The following is a 16254-nucleotide window of genomic DNA, read 5'->3' as shown; positions in this document are numbered from 1 at the left end:
AAGTTTACTTCACTCCACCAGTAATAATTTATAAAGCGGTTGATTCTCTTCAACCAAATCGGCAAGCGTGTAGTTATCCAGCTCCTTGAGAAAACTCTGCACGGCCTTAGAAAGCGCCTGTTTCAGACGACAGGCAGGGGTGATGTGGCAAAATTCGCTGCTACAGTTGACCAGTGATAAGGGTTCCAGCTCACGCACCACATCGCCAATACAAATAGTATTAGCCGGTTTACCCAGGCGGATACCGCCATTTTTTCCCCGAACGGCGGTGACAAAGCCCGCCCGGCTAAGCTGATTGATAATTTTGACCATATGATTACGGGACACGCCGTAGACTTCTGTCACCTCAGAAATGCTGGTCATTCGTCCATCTGGTAACGACGCCATATAGATTAGCGCACGTAAGCCGTAATCGGTGAAACTCGTTAACTGCACATCAACCTCAGGAAAAGGGAAAACGGGAAAAATACATTTATATTGATGATAAACCAGCCACAAGCTGTGTCGCTAATTTATTTCAGTTCGGGGAAGGAAAAAAGCGAGGATTTAACACTGTGTCGGATAGCGTAATGGCTTACCCGACACAGCAATGTATCACACTGTTAGCCCGGCAAGCAAAATATCTGCCAGGCGTACCAGATTTACGCGTCGAACGGGTCGCGCAGAATCATCGTCTCAGTACGATCGGGGCCGGTAGAAATAATATCAATCGGCACGCCGGTCAGTTCTTCAATACGCTTGATGTAGTTCAGCGCCGCCTGCGGCAGACCGCTACGATCTTTCACGCCGAAGGTGGATTCAGACCAGCCCGGCATGGTTTCGTAAATCGGCTCTACACCTTTCCAGTCGTCAGCTGCCAGCGGAGTGGTAGTCACTTCGCGACCATCCGGCATACGGTAAGCCACGCAGAGTTTCACCTCTTTCAGGCCATCCAGCACGTCCAGTTTGGTCAGGCAGAAGCCAGACAGGGAGTTCAGCTGTACCGCACGACGAACGGCAACGGTGTCCAGCCAGCCGGTACGACGACGACGGCCGGTAGTAGCGCCATATTCGTTACCCTGCTTGCAGAGGAACTCGCCGGTTTCATCAAACAGTTCGGTCGGGAACGGACCCGCACCTACGCGAGTGGAGTAAGCTTTGAGGATACCCAGAACGTAATCAACATAACGCGGGCCCAGGCCGGAACCGGTCGCCACGCCACCTGCAGTGGTGTTAGAAGAAGTTACGTACGGATAAGTACCGTGGTCGATATCCAGCAGGGTACCCTGCGCACCTTCAAACATGACGAAATCGCCACGCTGACGCGCCTGGTCGAGCAGGTCCGAAACGTCAACAACCATAGAAGTCAGGATGTCGGCAACAGCCATCGTATCATCCAGAACTTTCTGGTAATCAACCGCTTCAGCTTTGTAGTAGTTAACCAACTGGAAGTTGTGATATTCCATCACTTCTTTCAGTTTTTCAGCGAAGGTTTCTTTGTCGAAAAGGTCACCAACACGCAGACCGCGACGTGCCACTTTATCTTCATAAGCAGGCCCGATTCCACGCCCGGTGGTGCCGATCGCTTTCGCGCCACGCGCTTTCTCACGCGCGTTATCCAGCGCAACGTGATAATCAAGGATCAGCGGACAGGCTTCAGACAGCAGCAGACGCTCACGAACGGGGATGCCACGGTCTTCCAGTTCTTTCATCTCTTTCATCAGCGCGCTCGGAGACAGCACAACACCGTTACCGATGATGCTGGTTACATTCTCGCGAAGAATACCTGATGGAATAAGATGGAGAACGGTTTTTTCACCGTTGATTACGAGAGTATGGCCTGCGTTGTGACCGCCCTGGTAGCGTACAACATATTTAGCCCGTTCAGTCAGAAGATCGACGATCTTTCCTTTACCTTCGTCACCCCATTGGGTGCCCAGTACGACGACGTTGTTACCCATTTTTCAAAATCACCGTTTGCTTAAAAATGGATTCTACCATCGCTTTTTCAGATATACAGCACTTTTTGCACTCAATCTGCGGCAAATCCGACCACTTTTTGCTCAGCCAATCGTTTTCCTCAACATGTAGTAGACCACAACTCCCGCGACCACAAGTCCGCCGCCAAAACGACGTAAAACATTTTCCGGCAGTTGCGCCAGTGCCGAAACCATTTTTTTCCATGCGCCGGGATACAGCATCGGTCCCAGCCCTTCGAGGACTAATACCAGAGCAAGCGCCAACCAGATTGTTGAATTCATTTATCGCCCTTATAAAAGAAAACCACCGGCATCCTTTGGATGCGGTGGTTTTGCTGGTCTAAAACCGCTGACGCTATTTTAGCGTGTCGTCGAACTCGGTGTCTTCATGTAGCGGAAGAAATCGCTGTCCGGGCTCAGTACCATCACGTCCTGATTACCTTCGAAGCTCTTCTCGTAAGCGCGCAGACTACGAATGAACGCGTAGAAATCAGGGTCCTGGCTGAACGCGTCGGCAAACAGCTTCGCGGCTTCAGCATCACCTTCACCACGCATGATACGCCCCTGACGCTCGGCTTCCGCCAGAGTTTTCGTCACCTCATAGTCAGCAGCCGCACGCAGTTTTTCCGCTTCTTCCTGACCTTGTGAGCGATGACGACGCGCGACCGCTTCACGCTCGGCGCGCATACGGTTGTAAATCGCCTCAGAAACCTCGGTCGGCAGGTTGATCTGCTTAATACGCACATCGACCACTTCGATACCCAACGCCGCCATACTGTTCGGGTTGATGACCGGTACTTTACCTTTGGTTTCCGCCGTGACGCGTTCCGCCGCTTCGGCAATCGCGTCATCCGCCGCCGGGGTCGCTACTTCATCATCGGTACCGGCTGAACCGGAGTTCAGCGCGTCGCGCACCTCCAGAGTCAGACGACCACGAGAATCGGTCACGATGTCTTTTACGTCCAGGCGACCAATCTCAGAACGCAAACGGTCCGAGAACTTACGTTTTAACAGCACTTCGGCTTGCGAAATATCGCCGCCGCCGGTCGCCAGATAGTAACGGCTAAAGTCGCTGATACGCCATTTGATGTAGGAGTCGACAATCAGGTCTTTCTTCTCTTTAGTCACAAAGCGATCGGCCTGGTTATCCATCGTCTGGATACGCGCATCAAGCATTTTCACTGATTCAATAAACGGGATCTTAAAGTGCAGACCCGGCGCGTAAACCAGCGGTTTGTTCTCATCGTCACGCAGAACTTTACCAAAACGCAGCGTAATGCCGCGCTCGCCCTCTTTGACCACAAAGACGGACATGTAGAGCACTACCAGCACGATGATGATAATCGCAATAACTGACTTACGCATCGTTATTCCCCCTGACGCTGGTAGTCGTTACGCTGCGCATTCGCGCGGCGTTGGTCCATAATATCGCCCTGATTTGAGGACGACGTGTTGCTTGCTCCGCTGGCGTTAGACTTTGTGGACGGCGGCAGGCGCAGCAGGTTGCTGGCGCTATTGTCGCTCTTTGCCGCCGGCGCATTCCCGCCTTTCAGCATCTGATCTAACGGCAGCACCATTAAATTACCGCTCTTGTCGTTAACCAGTACTTTACGGGTATGGCTCAGCACTTTTTCCATCGTTTCAATATACAGACGCTCGCGTGTAATCTGCGGCGCGGCTTTATATTCCGGCAAAATCTTCGCAAACCGGGCGACTTCACCCTGCGCTTCCAGGATAGTCTGGGTTTTATAGGCGCGTGCCTCTTCCAGAATACGCTGCGCCTGACCGTTGGCGCGCGGCTGAACTTCGTTGGTATACGCTTCCGCTTCACGAATGTACTGCTGCTCGTTTTCACGTGCGGCAATCGCGTCGTCAAAGGCGGCTTTCACCTCTTCCGGCGGGCGCGCAGCCTGGAAGTTCACGTCCAGCAGGGTAATCCCCATGTTGTACGGTTTGATAGTCTCTTCCAGCTCGCGTTGGGTATCGCTACGAATAACGGTACGACCTTCGGTCAGGATGCGATCCATCGTGTATTTACCAATGACGCCACGCAGCGCGCTGTCGGTGGCCTGACGCAGGCTATCGTCCGGGCTGGTCACGCTAAACAGATATTTCTGCGGATCGGTGACGCGGTATTGCACGTTCATTTCAACGCGCACGACGTTTTCATCAGACGTCAGCATCACGCCTGACGCCGCCAGTTCGCGCACCGCTTCGACGTTCACCGGCGTGACGTCGTCAATAAATGTCGGCTTCCAGTTCAGACCTGGCTCTACCAGATGGCTGAATTTACCAAAACGCGTCACAACGCCGCGCTCGGCTTCTTTAATGGTATAAAAACCGCTGGCCGCCCAGATAATGACTACTGCCGCCGCGGCGATGGCGACAATACGGCCTCCCAGTTGCGGACGTGGGCCTTGCGATGAGCTACCGCCGCCGGAACCGGTGCCTTTACCGCCCCCAAAACCACCGAGTTTTTTACTCAGCTTACGGAAGATATCATCCAGATCGGGAGGTCCCTGATCGCGGCCACCTTTGTTTCCATTTCCCCCAGAGTTGCTGCCAGGTTTGCTGCTTCCCCACGGGTCGCGGTCCTGTCCGTTATTACCGGGCTGATTCCACGCCATGTTTGTGCTCCATATTTGTTATGCGGTGATCCCCGTTGTCTTTCGACCTCAGAGGATAAGGCGAAATTACTCCATGCTTCAGACGAACCGCCGTTACAGACATCATCTTTCAGGCTGCGTCTTGAGTGGCGGCTTTTTTACCCCAGGTCACTTCGTTGTGAGCTCCTGAGATTCTCTCAGCTACCGCCTCAATACGACCTGAATGACTTCGCGTCTAGATCACGTATTCGATCAACGCCGGTTCTTGTTTACAGAGGCGACGCCAGTCGACAATCGGCATTCGTACCTGCAGACTGACGCTACCGTCTTCCTCCATCCACTCTTTTTCTATTGCCTGAAGCTGATAAAACCGGCTTCTCAGACGCCCTTCCTGCGGCGGCAAACGCAGCGTATGCTGCGCCACCTCGCCGGAAAGACGCTCCGTCAAAGCCTGAAAAAGCTGTGGTATTCCCACGCCGCTTTGCGCTGAAAGCCAAACGCGGATGGGTTTATTCTCTTCATCTCTGTCGATACGCGGTTCAAAGTCGTCCAGCATATCGATTTTGTTCATCACCATTAAGGTGGGGATTTCGTGAGCGTCAATCTCTTCAAGAACGGTGTTTACCGCCTCGATGTTTTCCTGCACACGAACATCCGCCGCATCGACCACATGCAGCAGCAGCGTCGCCTGACGCGTCTCCTGCAGGGTAGCTTTAAAGGCAGCCACCAGATCGTGCGGTAAATGGCGGATAAAGCCTACCGTATCCGCCAGAACGGTTTCACCGACATCCGCTACATCAATACGACGTAATGTGGGGTCCAGCGTCGCAAATAGCTGATCTGCCGCATAGACCCGCGCTTCAGTGATCTGATTAAAAAGGGTGGATTTTCCGGCGTTGGTATAGCCCACCAGCGATACCGTCGGAACGTCGGCCTTGATGCGCGACTGCCGCCCCTGCTCACGTTGCTTCTCAACTTTCTCCAGGCGCGACTGAATCTGCACAATGCGATTACGCAGTAAACGACGGTCGGTTTCGAGCTGGGTTTCACCCGGACCGCGCAAACCAATCCCGCCTTTCTGACGTTCAAGGTGGGTCCAGCCACGCACCAGACGCGTAGCCAGATGGCGTAGCTGCGCCAGCTCAACCTGCAACTTACCTTCATGGGTACGAGCACGTTGGGCAAAAATATCTAAGATAAGACCGGTGCGATCGATAACCCGGCACTCGCACAAACGCTCCAGGTTTCGCTCCTGGGCTGGACTCAATGCATGATCAAACAATACGACCGCTGCGCCAGTCGCTTTCACGGCTTCCGCAATTTCAACTGCCTTACCTTCACCTACAAAGTACTTCGGGTGCGGTGCTTTACGGCTACCGGTAATCACCTGCATTGCTTCGACACCGGCGGAAGAGACCAGAGATTCAAACTCCTGGAGGTCTTCCATATCTTTGTCTTGCGAAAAATAGATGTGTACCAGTACCGCCTGCTCACCGGCATCATAACGGTCAAACAAGCGTAAACCCTCTTAATAACCAGCGGGGGCGATTATCCGACGCCCCCGACATGGATAAACAGCGCGTGAACTTATTCAGTCTCTTCGCTGTCCTGTTGCGCAGTAGACCCCTGCGCGTTGCTACCGTGATGGTAGTTATTGCTGGCGCCGCCACCGGCATTGTTGCTGTGATGGGAAACCGGGCGAGACGGGACAACAGTAGAAATCGCGTGCTTATAAACCATCTGGCTGACCGTGTTCTTCAACAGGATCACGAACTGATCAAAGGACTCGATTTGACCTTGCAGCTTAATACCATTCACCAAATAAATAGAAACTGGAACACGTTCCCGACGCAATGCGTTCAGGAACGGATCTTGTAAAGATTGCCCCTTAGCCATTCTCTTTTCCTTATATGCTTATTTGTACTTTGAACCTTTCGATTCTGAAAAATTGCGCACGATACGTCTCAATTGTACACATTCAGTCTGCGATAGCACCAACAACCTGTAATACTTCTTTTCGCGCCCGATCGGGATTCTCACTGTCAAGCCAGCGCACCCCTTCCCAACCGCGCAACCAGGTCATCTGGCGCTTCGCCAACTGTCTCGTGGCGCAAACACCTCTATAAACCATTTCATCATATGAGATTTCGCCCTCAATGTATGACCACATCTGGCGGTATCCCACACAACGGATGGAAGGCAAGTCCGTATGCAAATCTCCTCGGGCAAAAAGCGCCCGGACTTCTGCTTCAAAACCTGAAGCCAACATCTGATGAAAACGCAGTTCAATGCGCTGATGGAGCAGTTCACGGCTCGCCGGGGCGATAGCGAACTGATGCACCTGGTACGGTAGCGCGTCTCCTGACGTTTGCGTTAGCTCCGTTAAAGTTTTACCCGAAATGAAAAAAACTTCCAGTGCCCGGGAAAGTCTTTGCGGATCATTTGGATGAATTCGCGCGGCGGCAACCGGATCTATCTCCTGAAGTTGCTGATGCAACGCCTCCCATCCAAGCTCCGCTGCTTGCTGCTCTATCCGGGATCTGACTTCCGGATCTGCTGAAGGCAGCGGCGATAACCCTTCCAGCAATGCCTTAAAATACAGCATGGTACCGCCCACTAACAGCGGGATACGCCCCGCAGCGGTGATCTCCGCCATTTGCGCTAACGCGTCGCGGCGAAAATCCGCCGCCGAATACGCCTGCGACGGGTCGCGTATATCCAACAGTCGATGCGGCGCCGCTTTCAGCTCATCGGCATTCGGCTTAGCCGTGCCAATATCCATTCCCCGATAAATGAGGGCGGAATCAACGCTTATCAACTCTACTGGCAAAACTTTACGCAGTTCTATCGCCAGCGCCGTTTTGCCGGAGGCCGTCGGCCCCATCAAAAATATCGCCTTAGGCAGGCTCGCCTTGCTTACATCATTCATGCTTCAGGGCGTTCATCGCCGAATGTAAATCAACAGGTTGTAACAGGCCACCCGGCGGCGCTTTTACCAGCTGCGGACATAGCCGCTCAACATCCGCCAGCAGCGATATGGCCTGCGCCATCGACCACTGCGGATGTTCGCTCTGCACATTACGCGCTATCCATTGTGCAATATTGACCGTTGCAAATGTGGTCTGTTGCGCCAGGTAGCCTATCAGTTCAGGAATCAAGATTTGTAAATTTTGTTGTCGTAAGGGTAAAGGCACCGCCCGAATGGTCACATGCTGCGCATCTGACTGAAATTCAATACCCAATTCTCCCAACAAAGATTGGGCTTTTTGCAGCGCGGCTTTTTCATCGGCGCTCACTTTTAAACGCAGCGGAATCAGCAACGGCTGCGCGCAAACCGGACTTTGACCCGGTGTAAGCTGCGCCTGACGCAGCCAACGCTCCGCAACCGGTAGCGACAAGAGCTGGATAGTCCCCGCGTGTTCCAGCAACGCGCAGTCACCGCCGACTATTGTCAGTACGCGACCGAAACTCTGGCTATGTCCGTCAAGCGCAGGCGTAACCGACTCCGGCGCGGGGCTCGCCGTCGGCGTCTGTAAAAGCGTGCGATAAACCTCGCCCTGCTGCTTCTGATAACCTGGCTGCGCGTGCGGCCAACCACCTGCGGACTGACGCCCGCCGTTACCGCCCGATGCGCCGCCGGAATAACGCGGTGTCGCGGGCTCGCGCGCCGCAGTTGGCTCGGCGGGTACAGCAAAATGGTTGCGCCCGGCGGCGATACGGTTTTCCTGGACATGCCGCGGCGCTGGCGCAATCTCCTCCAGCGGCAGCGCCGTTTCCGTCTGCTGTTGCAGAACGCTCAGCACCCCTTGATAGATGAAGTCGTGCACCAGCCGGGATTGATGAAAACGCACTTCGTGCTTGGCGGGATGAACATTGACATCCACCTGATGCGGGTCAATCTCCAGATACAGCACAAACGCAGGCTGTTGGTCCGCGCCCAGTTTATCTTCACAGGCCTGGCGAATGGCATGGTTGATCAAGCGGTCGCGCATCATGCGGCCATTCACATAACAGTACTGGATCTCCGTTAACGCCGTGGTGGTGTGATTCGGATCGGCGACCCAGCCGCGCAGGGTCAGATCGCCATGCTGCCACTCGATCGCCAGTGCCTGTTCGAGAAACGGCGTGCCGCAGATGGCGCCTAACCGGCGCTCTTTTTGCCCGTCCTTTGCGACAGCGCGATACTGCCGTACCAATTTGCCGTTGTGCGACAGGTTAAGCGTGACGTCAAAACGGGCCAATGCAATACGACGGATGATCTCATCGATGTGATTAAATTCCGTTTTTTCGGTACGCATGAATTTGCGCCGGGCGGGCGTATTGTAAAAGAGATCCAGAACTTCCAGGGTGGTGCCGACCGGGTGCGCGGCGGGTTTTACCGTCACGTCCATATCGCGCCCTTCCGCATACGCCTGCCAGGCTTCCGCCTGCTCCGCCGTGCGCGACGTTAGCGTCAAACGCGAGACCGAACTGATACTGGCCAGCGCTTCGCCGCGAAATCCCAGACTGATAATCGCTTCCAGATCGTCAAGCGAGGCGATTTTACTGGTGGCATGACGGGCCAGCGCCAGCGCCAGCTCCTCTTTTTTAATGCCGCAGCCATTGTCGCGAATACGAATAAGCTTCGCGCCGCCACGCTCGATGTCGATATCAACGCGGGTGGCGCCTGCATCCAGACTATTCTCTACCAGCTCTTTAACAACCGACGCAGGGCGTTCCACCACTTCGCCAGCGGCGATTTGGTTCGCAAGCTGCGGCGGCAGAACCTGAATCGGCATGAAATCTCCTTAATTCGCGGCGGTTATGGCGCCAGGCTGGTTGGTACTGGCCGTCTGGCCTGGGCCGCCCTGCGGCGCAGACTGGATCGGATGCGCTGCAAAGTACTTACGCAACCCCCGGTATATAGCGTCAGCAATCTGCTGCTGATAGCGGTCGCTCGCCAGCAATCGCTCTTCGCCGTGATTACTGATAAAGCCCGTCTCCACCAAAATGGACGGGATATCCGGCGAACGCAACACGCCCAGGCTAGCGTGTTCCGGGCGGCGTTTATGCAGCGACCCCACGCCGTCGAGTTGGCTTAGTACGTTCGTCGCCACATCATACCCTACCCGCTGCGAATGACCGAATTGCAAATCCAGTACCGCCTGGCTCAGGTAAGGGTCTGACTGACTGTTCGCCAGCACATCGCCAGCGCCGCCTAACAGTTCGGATTGCTTCTCATGCTGCTCAAGCCAGTTTGCCATTTCGCTGTTCGCGCGACGATTGGACAATACCCAGACGGAGGCGCCGGTGGCGTCGCGATTTGGCGCGGCATCCGCATGAATAGAGACAAGAAAGTTGGCGTTTTGCTTACGCGCCACATCAGACCGCCCCATCACCGAAATAAAATAGTCGCCGTCACGCGTCAGCACGCCTTTAAACATCGGATCGTTATTCAGTAATGTGCGTAACTTACGCGCGATGGCGATGGTGACATTTTTCTCGCGCGTACCGCCCGGGCCTATCGCGCCGGGGTCCTGGCCTCCATGTCCGGCATCAATAGCAATCACCACTTTATCGCCAGCGCCTGCCGACGCGCGCGCCGCAGGCCGCGTAACGGTATTGCTGCTGGTTACGCCGGTCAGGCGATCATCAGAAGATTTAAACGGATTACGGGCCGGCTCCGTCGGGCGAGGCGCGCTTTCAACCCGTTTCGCGACGACAGGCGGCGGTGGCGGCGGAACATCGGCATTAATGGTGAAAATGACCGTATAGTTGCCGCCGTTTTGCCGCTTCACCGCCTCGGTTTTACCATTTTCCGTCAGATCGACAAGCAACCGTAAAGATTGCGCATCTTTCGGCGTTCCAGCACGGATCGTTTTTACCAGATTGTTACCGCTAAACTGAAGCGGCAGCCCCTGAATCACGCCGGTCTGCCTGATATCCAGCGCCACAGTCCGTTTACCGTCCTGTGAGTAAGCATATTCCGGCTCGCCGATAAAACTCAGCGTAATGCGCGCCTGCTGCTCGCCGTTGGACACCTGAATATCAGAGAGACTGGCGGCGCCCGCCTGCGCGCACAGCAGGATTAAGGCTGCTATTACGGCATTTTTGATGCGATAAATCATCCCGCCACCTTTATAGCTAATCGGCTAAACGCGCCAGTAACGAATGACCCGATGAGGATACCGCGCTTACGCGAGCCTCACGCCCCTGCGCCTGGTAATCAATATGGATTTCGACGTCCGGGTCGGGGAGAACGCCTTTACCTTGTTGCGGCCACTCAACCAGACAAATGGCGTCGTTGGCGAAATAATCGCGAATGCCCATAAACTCCAGCTCCTCCGGGTCCGCAAGACGGTATAAGTCGAAGTGATATACCATCATGTTATCAATCGCATAAGGCTCTACCAGCGTATAGGTGGGGCTTTTTACATTACCGTTATGGCCTAACGCCTGTAAAAATCCCCGGCTAAACGTCGTTTTACCGGCACCTAAATCGCCATACAGATAAATAACGGTCGCGCCATCGCAGGCGTTGGCTACCCGTTGCCCCAGGTCTAGCGTCGCCTGTTCGTCAGGTAGCGGAATTACTCGATTCATCATGGTTTACGTCAATCACATCAGGGTTAACAATACGCCGCAGCGTAGTAAAAAGATCGGTCGCCAACATGCCGCGAGCGCCATAACGCGCTGCCAGTAAGTCCGCCGCCGCGCCGTGAGCCACACATCCCACACATGCCGCATCATACGGGGTAAACTTCTGTCCGAGCAATGCACCGATGATGCCGGACAGGACATCGCCCATCCCGCCGCTCGCCATCCCCGCATTACCAGCGTCAATGATAGCCAGAGGGTGGTGTTCAGCGGCGATAATCGTTCCTGCGCCTTTTAACACGACCACGCCTCCATACCGTTTTACCAGACGCTGTGCTGAAAGTAAGCGATCACTTTCAATTTCTGCCACAGAACATCCTAACAGGCGGGCCGCCTCTCCCGGATGCGGCGTAATCACGCGATTGTGACGTTTATCAGGATTGATTGCCAGTAGGTTCAACGCATCCGCATCCCACAGCATAGGTTTACGGACGTTTTCTACTTTCTGTAAGGCTTTTTTGCCCCATTCCTGCTGTCCAAGCCCCGGGCCGATCACCACAACGTCAGCCCAGGTCAGGCTCTCTTCCAGCGACTGAGGCGTGAGTTCATGTACCATCAGTTCCGGGCGGGCCGTCAGCAACGGCGCGATGTTTTCACCGCGAGTCAGTACTCTGACCAACCCAGCCCCCGTACGCAGCGCCGCCTCGCCAGCCATCCGAATTGCGCCCGCTGTTCCCTGGTCACCGCCAATAATCGCCAGACGACCATGATCGCCCTTATGCGAGGTCGGTCGACGCGGCGTTAGCCATTGCCCCAACTGCGTCGCGTCAAAACGCCGGAGCGGCGGCGTCTGGCTCGCCAGCCAGCCTTCCAGTCCCAACGCGTCATAATGCAATATGCCGGTAACGTCACGCGCTTTGCCGGTCAGCAGGCCTGGTTTCAGGGCGATAAACGTGACCGTATGCGCGGCGCTTATCACCGCGCCAGGCGTGGCGCCCGTTTGCGCCAGCAGACCTGACGGGATATCGACGGCGACAACCGGCGCAGGATGGGCGTTCGCCTGTTCAATCAGACCGGCTACCGGGTCGCGCGGTGCCTGGGCTATGCCGGTGCCAAGCAGCGCGTCGATAATCAGATCCGTCGCTTCCGGCCAGATAATATCGGCAGCATGGATGATGCCGCCGGCATTCAGCCAGGCATCGCGCGCCTGCGCCGCTTCTTCAGGCAACGGTTTGTCGCTCTCCTGCGCCAGCAACGTTACGCTAATGCCCGCCGCTTGCGCTAGTCGCGCCACGACGTAACCATCGCCGCCGTTGTTGCCATGACCACACAACACCAGCCAGTGTCGGGTGTCAGGATAACTGTCACGGGCTACCCGAAATGCCGCGTCGCCAGCGCGCAGCATCAATTCATAGAGTGTGAGTCCGAAGGCATCCGCCGCATCGCGTTCCAGCCGTTTGATGTCATCGGCGGGCCAAATGGAGTGTGGTATACTTACAGGGTTTTTCTTCATGTTATGGTCCATCATGTCAAAGCCCCTCGATCTCAATCAGTTAGCGCAAAATATTAAGCAGTGGGGGCTGGAGCTGGGCTTTCAGCAGGTCGGTATTACTGATACCGATCTGCGCGCATCCGAACCTGCGCTGCAGGCGTGGCTGGACAAACAATACCACGGCGAGATGGCATGGATGGCGCGCCACGGTATGATGCGCGCCCGGCCTCATGAACTCTTACCCGGTACGCTACGTGTCATCAGCGTGCGCATGAACTATCTGCCCGCCAACGCCGCGTTTGCCAGTACGTTGAAGGATCCCACGCTGGGCTACGTTAGCCGATATGCGCTGGGGCGTGATTATCACAAGCTATTACGCAGCCGCCTTAAAAAACTGGGCGAGCAGATCCAGCAGTACTGCGGTTCGCTGAATTTTAGACCGTTTGTCGACTCTGCGCCTATTCTTGAACGCCCATTAGCGGAAAAAGCCGGACTTGGCTGGACGGGTAAGCACTCACTTATCCTTAATCGGGAGGCGGGCTCATTCTTTTTCCTGGGGGAATTGCTGATTGATTTACCGCTGCCGGTCGACCAGCCGGTCGAGGAAGGTTGCGGTAAATGCGTCGCCTGTATGACCATTTGCCCGACCGGGGCGATCGTCGAACCGTATACGGTGGACGCGCGGCGCTGTATTTCTTATCTCACCATTGAGCTGGAAGGCGCTATTCCGGAAGCATTTCGCCCACTGATAGGTAACCGTATTTACGGCTGCGATGACTGCCAGCTTATCTGTCCGTGGAATCGTTACTCTCAGTTGACCGACGAAGCAGATTTTAGCCCACGCAAGGCGCTGCATAATCCAGATTTGCTTGAGTTGTTTAGCTGGAGCGAAGCGCAGTTTCTGAAAGTCACTGAAGGTTCTGCGATTCGGCGCATTGGTCATTTACGCTGGCTGCGCAATGTTGCCGTCGCGCTGGGGAATGCGCCGTGGAGTAATGCCGTCATTACGGCGCTGGAAAGCCGCAAGGGTGAGCATCCACTTCTCGATGAGCATATCGAATGGGCGATTGCGCAACAAATTGAAAAGCGCAACGCCTGCATCATTGAAGTGCAGCTACCGAAAAAACAGCGTCTGGTCAGGGTGATTGAAAAAGGGCTGGTGCGCGATGCCTGAATTATTCACAGGCTGTGTATAAAAATAAAAACACATTGCGATTCAAGAGGGAAAAAAGGAATAGTCAATAAAGCTAACGTTTTGAAATCTTATTTTTTCTATATTTTTCAGTAAATTATAGAAATTCTACGCGTCAGGTATAATTTTTTGCATTCCAGGAGTAATGGGCCGCCCTGTGGATAAGTCTGTTTACAAGGATCTGACGAAAGCGGAACAAAACGTGCCCCAACGCGATATTCGTTGTGGATAATTTTACTGTAGATAAGAATTGGAGCGGGAAACGAGACTCGAACTCGCGACCCCGACCTTGGCAAGGTCGTGCTCTACCAACTGAGCTATTCCCGCATAATCTTCGTCTTTCGAACCGCTACTGCGTTGGCTGCCTTCACTCGCCTGAGTCACTTACTTCAGTAAGCTCCTGAGAACTCATTCAGTTGCCGCCTTGTCGCAATTCGAAATCCTGCGATTGGTGGTCTGTGCTTAACAAGCACTTTCAAATTTTGGAGCGGGAAACGAGACTCGAACTCGCGACCCCGACCTTGGCAAGGTCGTGCTCTACCAACTGAGCTATTCCCGCATAATCTTCGTCTTTCGAACCGCTACTGCGTTGGCTGCCTTCACTCGCCTGAGTCACTTACTTCAGTAAGCTCCTGAGGACTCGTTCAGTTGCCGCCTTGTCGCAATTCGAAATCCTGCGATTGGTGGTTTGTACTTAACAAGTACTTTCAAATTTTGGAGCGGGAAACGAGACTCGAACTCGCGACCCCGACCTTGGCAAGGTCGTGCTCTACCAACTGAGCTATTCCCGCAAATTTGTTGCTGTCGTAATTCGCATTTCTGCGTCGTTACGGGAGGCGCATTATACGAGAAATCCATTTAGCTGCAAGCCCCTGAACGCATTTTTTCGCGATTTTTGTTTGAATGCTGATTAAATCACCAAACAAGACAAAAAACGAGCAAAGCGTGCGCTATGCAACAAAAAACTTTTCACGCCACGCCTAAAGGCACAGAATCAGAATAGCACCCTGCGCCAAAAAAAGAATAGCACGGTGACCACAACATCCAATTGATATCAGGGATCAAGATGAAAAAAAAACTTATTGTCATGCTGTTAGCCAGCCTCTCCGTTCACGCCGCTTCCGTTTCCGCCAGAACATTACATTTTGGCACCTCCGCCACCTATGCGCCCTATGAGTTTGTCGATGCCGATAATAAAATTGTTGGTTTCGATATTGATGTCGCCAACGCGGTCTGCAAAGAGATGCAAGCGGAGTGCTCATTCACTAACCAGAGCTTTGATAGTCTGATCCCCAGCCTACGCTTCAAAAAGTTTGATGCGGTGATCGCCGGTATGGATATGACGCCCAAACGTGAGCAGCAGGTCTCCTTTAGCCAACCCTATTACGAAGGTCTATCGGCGGTAGTCGTCACGCGTAAAGGGGCTTATCACACTTTTGCCGATCTGAAAGGCAAAAAAGTCGGTCTGGAAAACGGTACAACGCATCAGCGCTATTTGCAGGATAAACAACAAGCTATCACGCCTGTCGCCTATGACAGCTATCTAAACGCCTTTACCGATCTGAAAAACAACCGTCTTGAGGGCGTGTTTGGCGATGTCGCCGCGATTGGTAAGTGGCTAAAAAACAATCCGGATTACGCCATCATGGATGAACGCGCCAGCGATCCTGACTACTACGGAAAAGGGTTAGGCATTGCGGTACGCAAAGACAACGACGCGCTATTGCAAGAAATTAATGCCGCGCTCGACAAGGTGAAAGCGTCGCCGGAATATGCGCAGATGCAGGAGAAATGGTTTACGCAGTAATTCAGTGTGGGGAGAGCTGCCGGATGAGACGCTCTGGCGTTGCCATCCGGCATGTTACGCCTCACAGCTTAATGAAATGCTCGCGGTAGTAAGCCAGCTCCGCCACCGACTCGCGAATATCATCCATCGCCTGGTGCGTGCCCTGCTTGGTAAAGCCGGCCAGAATCTCCGGCTTCCAGCGGCGCGCCAGTTCCTTGAGCGTACTGACATCCAGATAGCGATAGTGGAAGTAGGCCTCCAGTTCCGGCATATATTTAAACAGAAAACGACGATCCTGACCGATGCTGTTACCGCAAATCGGCGACTTACCCGCAGGCACCCACGTTTTCAGAAATTCAATCGTCGCCAGTTCAGCATCTCGTTCGCCCATCGTACTTGCCTTAACGCGATCTACCAGGCCGCTACCGGTATGGGTGCGCACGTTCCAGTCATCCATTAACGCCAGTTGCGCATCGGATTGATGTACCGCAATCGTCGGCCCTTCCGCCAGAATGTTCAGGCTGGCATCCGTCACCAGTGTGGCTATCTCAATAATGCGATCGCGCTCGGGGTCCAGACCTGTCATCTCCAGATCGATCCAAATCAGGTTGTTTTCATCGGCACTCATGCTATTTTCCACCCTT

15 protein-coding genes, 3 tRNA genes and 18 other annotated features are annotated in these 16254 nt (G+C 54.2%); of the genes, 2 read left to right on the top strand and 16 right to left on the bottom strand.

Annotated elements, in window-relative coordinates; translation table 11 throughout:
• Positions 1 to 9: 9 nt before the first annotated feature.
• The 12 genes from yjeB to yjeF form a co-directional block, all read right to left on the bottom strand.
• Positions 10 to 444 (bottom strand): putative negative regulator gene (gene yjeB, locus STM4367; protein NP_463228.1). Within the gene, positions 10 to 435 belong to an annotated coding region; the region does not span the whole gene.
• Positions 439 to 444 (bottom strand) — a ribosome-binding site (putative RBS for yjeB; RegulonDB:STMS1H004252). Its footprint overlaps the gene before it by 6 nt.
• A 197-nt stretch (positions 445 to 641) precedes the next feature.
• Positions 642 to 2004, bottom strand: a protein-coding gene (gene purA, locus STM4366; RefSeq protein NP_463227.1) for an adenylosuccinate synthetase. Within the gene, positions 642 to 1940 belong to an annotated coding region; the region does not span the whole gene.
• Positions 1951 to 1956 (bottom strand) — a ribosome-binding site (putative RBS for purA; RegulonDB:STMS1H004251). (Overlaps the previous gene by 6 nt.)
• Positions 1970 to 1978: a -10 signal (putative -10_signal for purA; RegulonDB:STMLTH004671), on the bottom strand.
• Positions 1996 to 2004 (bottom strand) — a -35 signal (putative -35_signal for purA; RegulonDB:STMLTH004671).
• Positions 2005 to 2042: 38 nt before the next feature.
• Positions 2043 to 2251 (bottom strand): putative inner membrane protein gene (yjeT, locus tag STM4365; RefSeq protein NP_463226.1). Within the gene, positions 2043 to 2240 belong to an annotated coding region; the region does not span the whole gene.
• Positions 2246 to 2251 (bottom strand) — a ribosome-binding site (putative RBS for yjeT; RegulonDB:STMS1H004250). Its footprint overlaps the gene before it by 6 nt.
• 67 nt (positions 2252 to 2318) lie before the next feature.
• Positions 2319 to 3337, bottom strand: a protein-coding gene (gene hflC / locus STM4364) for a component of modulator for protease specific for FtsH phage lambda cII repressor (RefSeq protein NP_463225.1). Within the gene, positions 2319 to 3323 belong to an annotated coding region; the region does not span the whole gene.
• The gene (gene hflK, locus STM4363; RefSeq protein NP_463224.1) for a component of modulator for protease specific for FtsH phage lambda cII repressor occupies positions 3326 to 4598 on the bottom strand. Within the gene, positions 3326 to 4585 belong to an annotated coding region; the region does not span the whole gene. The genes hflC and hflK overlap by 12 nt, the downstream gene beginning before the upstream one ends.
• Positions 3332 to 3337 (bottom strand) — a ribosome-binding site (putative RBS for hflC; RegulonDB:STMS1H004249). Its footprint overlaps the gene before it by 6 nt.
• Positions 4593 to 4598, bottom strand: a ribosome-binding site (putative RBS for hflK; RegulonDB:STMS1H004248). It lies within the gene hflK.
• A gap of 201 nt (positions 4599 to 4799) precedes the next feature.
• Positions 4800 to 6092 (bottom strand): putative GTP-ase gene (gene hflX, locus STM4362; RefSeq protein NP_463223.1). Within the gene, positions 4800 to 6080 belong to an annotated coding region; the region does not span the whole gene.
• Positions 6087 to 6092, bottom strand: a ribosome-binding site (putative RBS for hflX; RegulonDB:STMS1H004247). It overlaps the preceding gene by 6 nt.
• Positions 6093 to 6151: 59 nt before the next feature.
• Positions 6152 to 6472 (bottom strand): host factor I for bacteriophage Q beta replication gene (gene hfq, locus STM4361; RefSeq protein NP_463222.1). Within the gene, positions 6152 to 6460 belong to an annotated coding region; the region does not span the whole gene.
• Positions 6467 to 6472 (bottom strand) — a ribosome-binding site (putative RBS for hfq; RegulonDB:STMS1H004246). It overlaps the preceding gene by 6 nt.
• A gap of 70 nt (positions 6473 to 6542) precedes the next feature.
• Positions 6543 to 7500 (bottom strand): delta(2)-isopentenylpyrophosphate tRNA-adenosine transferase gene (miaA, locus tag STM4360; protein ID NP_463221.1). Within the gene, positions 6543 to 7493 belong to an annotated coding region; the region does not span the whole gene.
• Positions 7486 to 9353, bottom strand: a protein-coding gene (gene mutL, locus STM4359; RefSeq protein ID NP_463220.1) for an enzyme in methyl-directed mismatch repair. Within the gene, positions 7486 to 9342 belong to an annotated coding region; the region does not span the whole gene. The genes miaA and mutL overlap by 15 nt, the downstream gene beginning before the upstream one ends.
• Positions 7495 to 7500 (bottom strand) — a ribosome-binding site (putative RBS for miaA; RegulonDB:STMS1H004245). (Overlaps the previous gene by 6 nt.)
• Positions 9348 to 9353: a ribosome-binding site (putative RBS for mutL; RegulonDB:STMS1H004244), on the bottom strand. It lies within the gene mutL.
• Positions 9352 to 10682, bottom strand: a protein-coding gene (gene amiB / locus STM4358) for an N-acetylmuramoyl-l-alanine amidase II (RefSeq protein ID NP_463219.1). Within the gene, positions 9352 to 10671 belong to an annotated coding region; the region does not span the whole gene. Before amiB ends, mutL begins: the two co-directional genes overlap by 2 nt.
• Positions 10677 to 10682, bottom strand: a ribosome-binding site (putative RBS for amiB; RegulonDB:STMS1H004243). It overlaps the preceding gene by 6 nt.
• 5 nt (positions 10683 to 10687) lie before the next feature.
• Positions 10688 to 11149, bottom strand: a complete 462-nt coding sequence (yjeE, locus tag STM4357; RefSeq protein NP_463218.1) for a putative nucleotide-binding protein — start codon at positions 11147 to 11149, stop codon at positions 10688 to 10690.
• Positions 11121 to 12837, bottom strand: a protein-coding gene (yjeF, locus tag STM4356; RefSeq protein ID NP_463217.1) for a putative sugar kinase. Within the gene, positions 11121 to 12668 belong to an annotated coding region; the region does not span the whole gene. The genes yjeE and yjeF overlap by 29 nt, the downstream gene beginning before the upstream one ends.
• Positions 12638 to 12643, top strand: a ribosome-binding site (putative RBS for yjeS; RegulonDB:STMS1H004241). Its footprint overlaps the gene before it by 6 nt.
• Here yjeF and yjeS point away from each other — a divergent pair.
• The gene (yjeS, locus tag STM4355) for a putative Fe-S protein (RefSeq protein ID NP_463216.3) occupies positions 12638 to 13806 on the top strand. Within the gene, positions 12652 to 13806 belong to an annotated coding region; the region does not span the whole gene. The genes yjeF and yjeS overlap by 200 nt on opposite strands.
• Positions 12676 to 12681 (bottom strand) — a ribosome-binding site (putative RBS for yjeF; RegulonDB:STMS1H004242). (Overlaps the previous gene by 6 nt.)
• Positions 12803 to 12811, bottom strand: a -10 signal (putative -10_signal for yjeF; RegulonDB:STMLTH004670).
• Positions 12829 to 12837, bottom strand: a -35 signal (putative -35_signal for yjeF; RegulonDB:STMLTH004670).
• 280 nt (positions 13807 to 14086) lie before the next feature.
• Here yjeS and glyY read toward each other — a convergent pair.
• The 3 genes from glyY to glyV form a co-directional block, all read right to left on the bottom strand.
• Positions 14087 to 14159, bottom strand: a tRNA-Gly gene (glyY, locus tag STM4354).
• A 159-nt stretch (positions 14160 to 14318) separates the two neighbouring features.
• Positions 14319 to 14391, bottom strand: a tRNA-Gly gene (glyX, locus tag STM4353).
• 159 nt (positions 14392 to 14550) lie between these two features.
• Positions 14551 to 14623 (bottom strand) — tRNA-Gly (gene glyV / locus STM4352).
• 261 nt (positions 14624 to 14884) lie between these two features.
• Positions 14885 to 14890, top strand: a ribosome-binding site (putative RBS for STM4351; RegulonDB:STMS1H004238).
• Between glyV and STM4351 the strand changes: the two genes are divergently transcribed.
• The gene (locus tag STM4351) for a putative arginine-binding periplasmic protein (protein NP_463215.3) occupies positions 14885 to 15631 on the top strand. Within the gene, positions 14891 to 15631 belong to an annotated coding region; the region does not span the whole gene. (Overlaps the previous feature by 6 nt.)
• Before the next feature lie 61 nt (positions 15632 to 15692).
• On the opposite strand, the gene orn is transcribed toward STM4351, so the two are convergent.
• Positions 15693 to 16250 (bottom strand): oligoribonuclease gene (gene orn, locus STM4350; RefSeq protein NP_463214.1). Within the gene, positions 15693 to 16238 belong to an annotated coding region; the region does not span the whole gene.
• Positions 16245 to 16250: a ribosome-binding site (putative RBS for orn; RegulonDB:STMS1H004237), on the bottom strand. Its footprint overlaps the gene before it by 6 nt.
• Positions 16251 to 16254 lie beyond the last annotated feature (4 nt).

Origin of the sequence: Salmonella enterica subsp. enterica serovar Typhimurium str. LT2, assembly GCF_000006945.2 — a bacterium.
In the GTDB taxonomy this organism is placed as follows: Bacteria; Pseudomonadota; Gammaproteobacteria; order Enterobacterales; family Enterobacteriaceae; genus Salmonella; species Salmonella enterica.
Note: the sequence above shows the minus strand (reverse complement) of the source record. Positions and strands in the feature narration are given on the sequence as shown.

Excerpts from the sequence above, each read along its gene's own strand:
- purA (NP_463227.1), bottom strand. The coding sequence starts at position 1,940 with ATGGGTAACAACGTCGTCGTACTGGGCACCCAATGGGGTGACGAAGGT.
- yjeT (NP_463226.1), bottom strand. The coding sequence starts at position 2,240 with ATGAATTCAACAATCTGGTTGGCGCTTGCTCTGGTATTAGTCCTCGAA.
- hflC (NP_463225.1), bottom strand. The coding sequence starts at position 3,323 with ATGCGTAAGTCAGTTATTGCGATTATCATCATCGTGCTGGTAGTGCTC.
- hflK (NP_463224.1), bottom strand. The coding sequence starts at position 4,585 with ATGGCGTGGAATCAGCCCGGTAATAACGGACAGGACCGCGACCCGTGG.
- hfq (NP_463222.1), bottom strand. The coding sequence starts at position 6,460 with ATGGCTAAGGGGCAATCTTTACAAGATCCGTTCCTGAACGCATTGCGT.
- miaA (NP_463221.1), bottom strand. The coding sequence starts at position 7,493 with ATGAATGATGTAAGCAAGGCGAGCCTGCCTAAGGCGATATTTTTGATG.
- mutL (NP_463220.1), bottom strand. The coding sequence starts at position 9,342 with ATGCCGATTCAGGTTCTGCCGCCGCAGCTTGCGAACCAAATCGCCGCT.
- amiB (NP_463219.1), bottom strand. The coding sequence starts at position 10,671 with ATGATTTATCGCATCAAAAATGCCGTAATAGCAGCCTTAATCCTGCTG.
- yjeE (NP_463218.1), bottom strand. The coding sequence starts at position 11,149 with ATGATGAATCGAGTAATTCCGCTACCTGACGAACAGGCGACGCTAGAC.
- yjeS (NP_463216.3), top strand. The coding sequence starts at position 12,652 with ATGTTATGGTCCATCATGTCAAAGCCCCTCGATCTCAATCAGTTAGCG.
- yjeF (NP_463217.1), bottom strand. The coding sequence starts at position 12,668 with ATGATGGACCATAACATGAAGAAAAACCCTGTAAGTATACCACACTCC.
- STM4351 (NP_463215.3), top strand. The coding sequence starts at position 14,891 with ATGAAAAAAAAACTTATTGTCATGCTGTTAGCCAGCCTCTCCGTTCAC.
- orn (NP_463214.1), bottom strand. The coding sequence starts at position 16,238 with ATGAGTGCCGATGAAAACAACCTGATTTGGATCGATCTGGAGATGACA.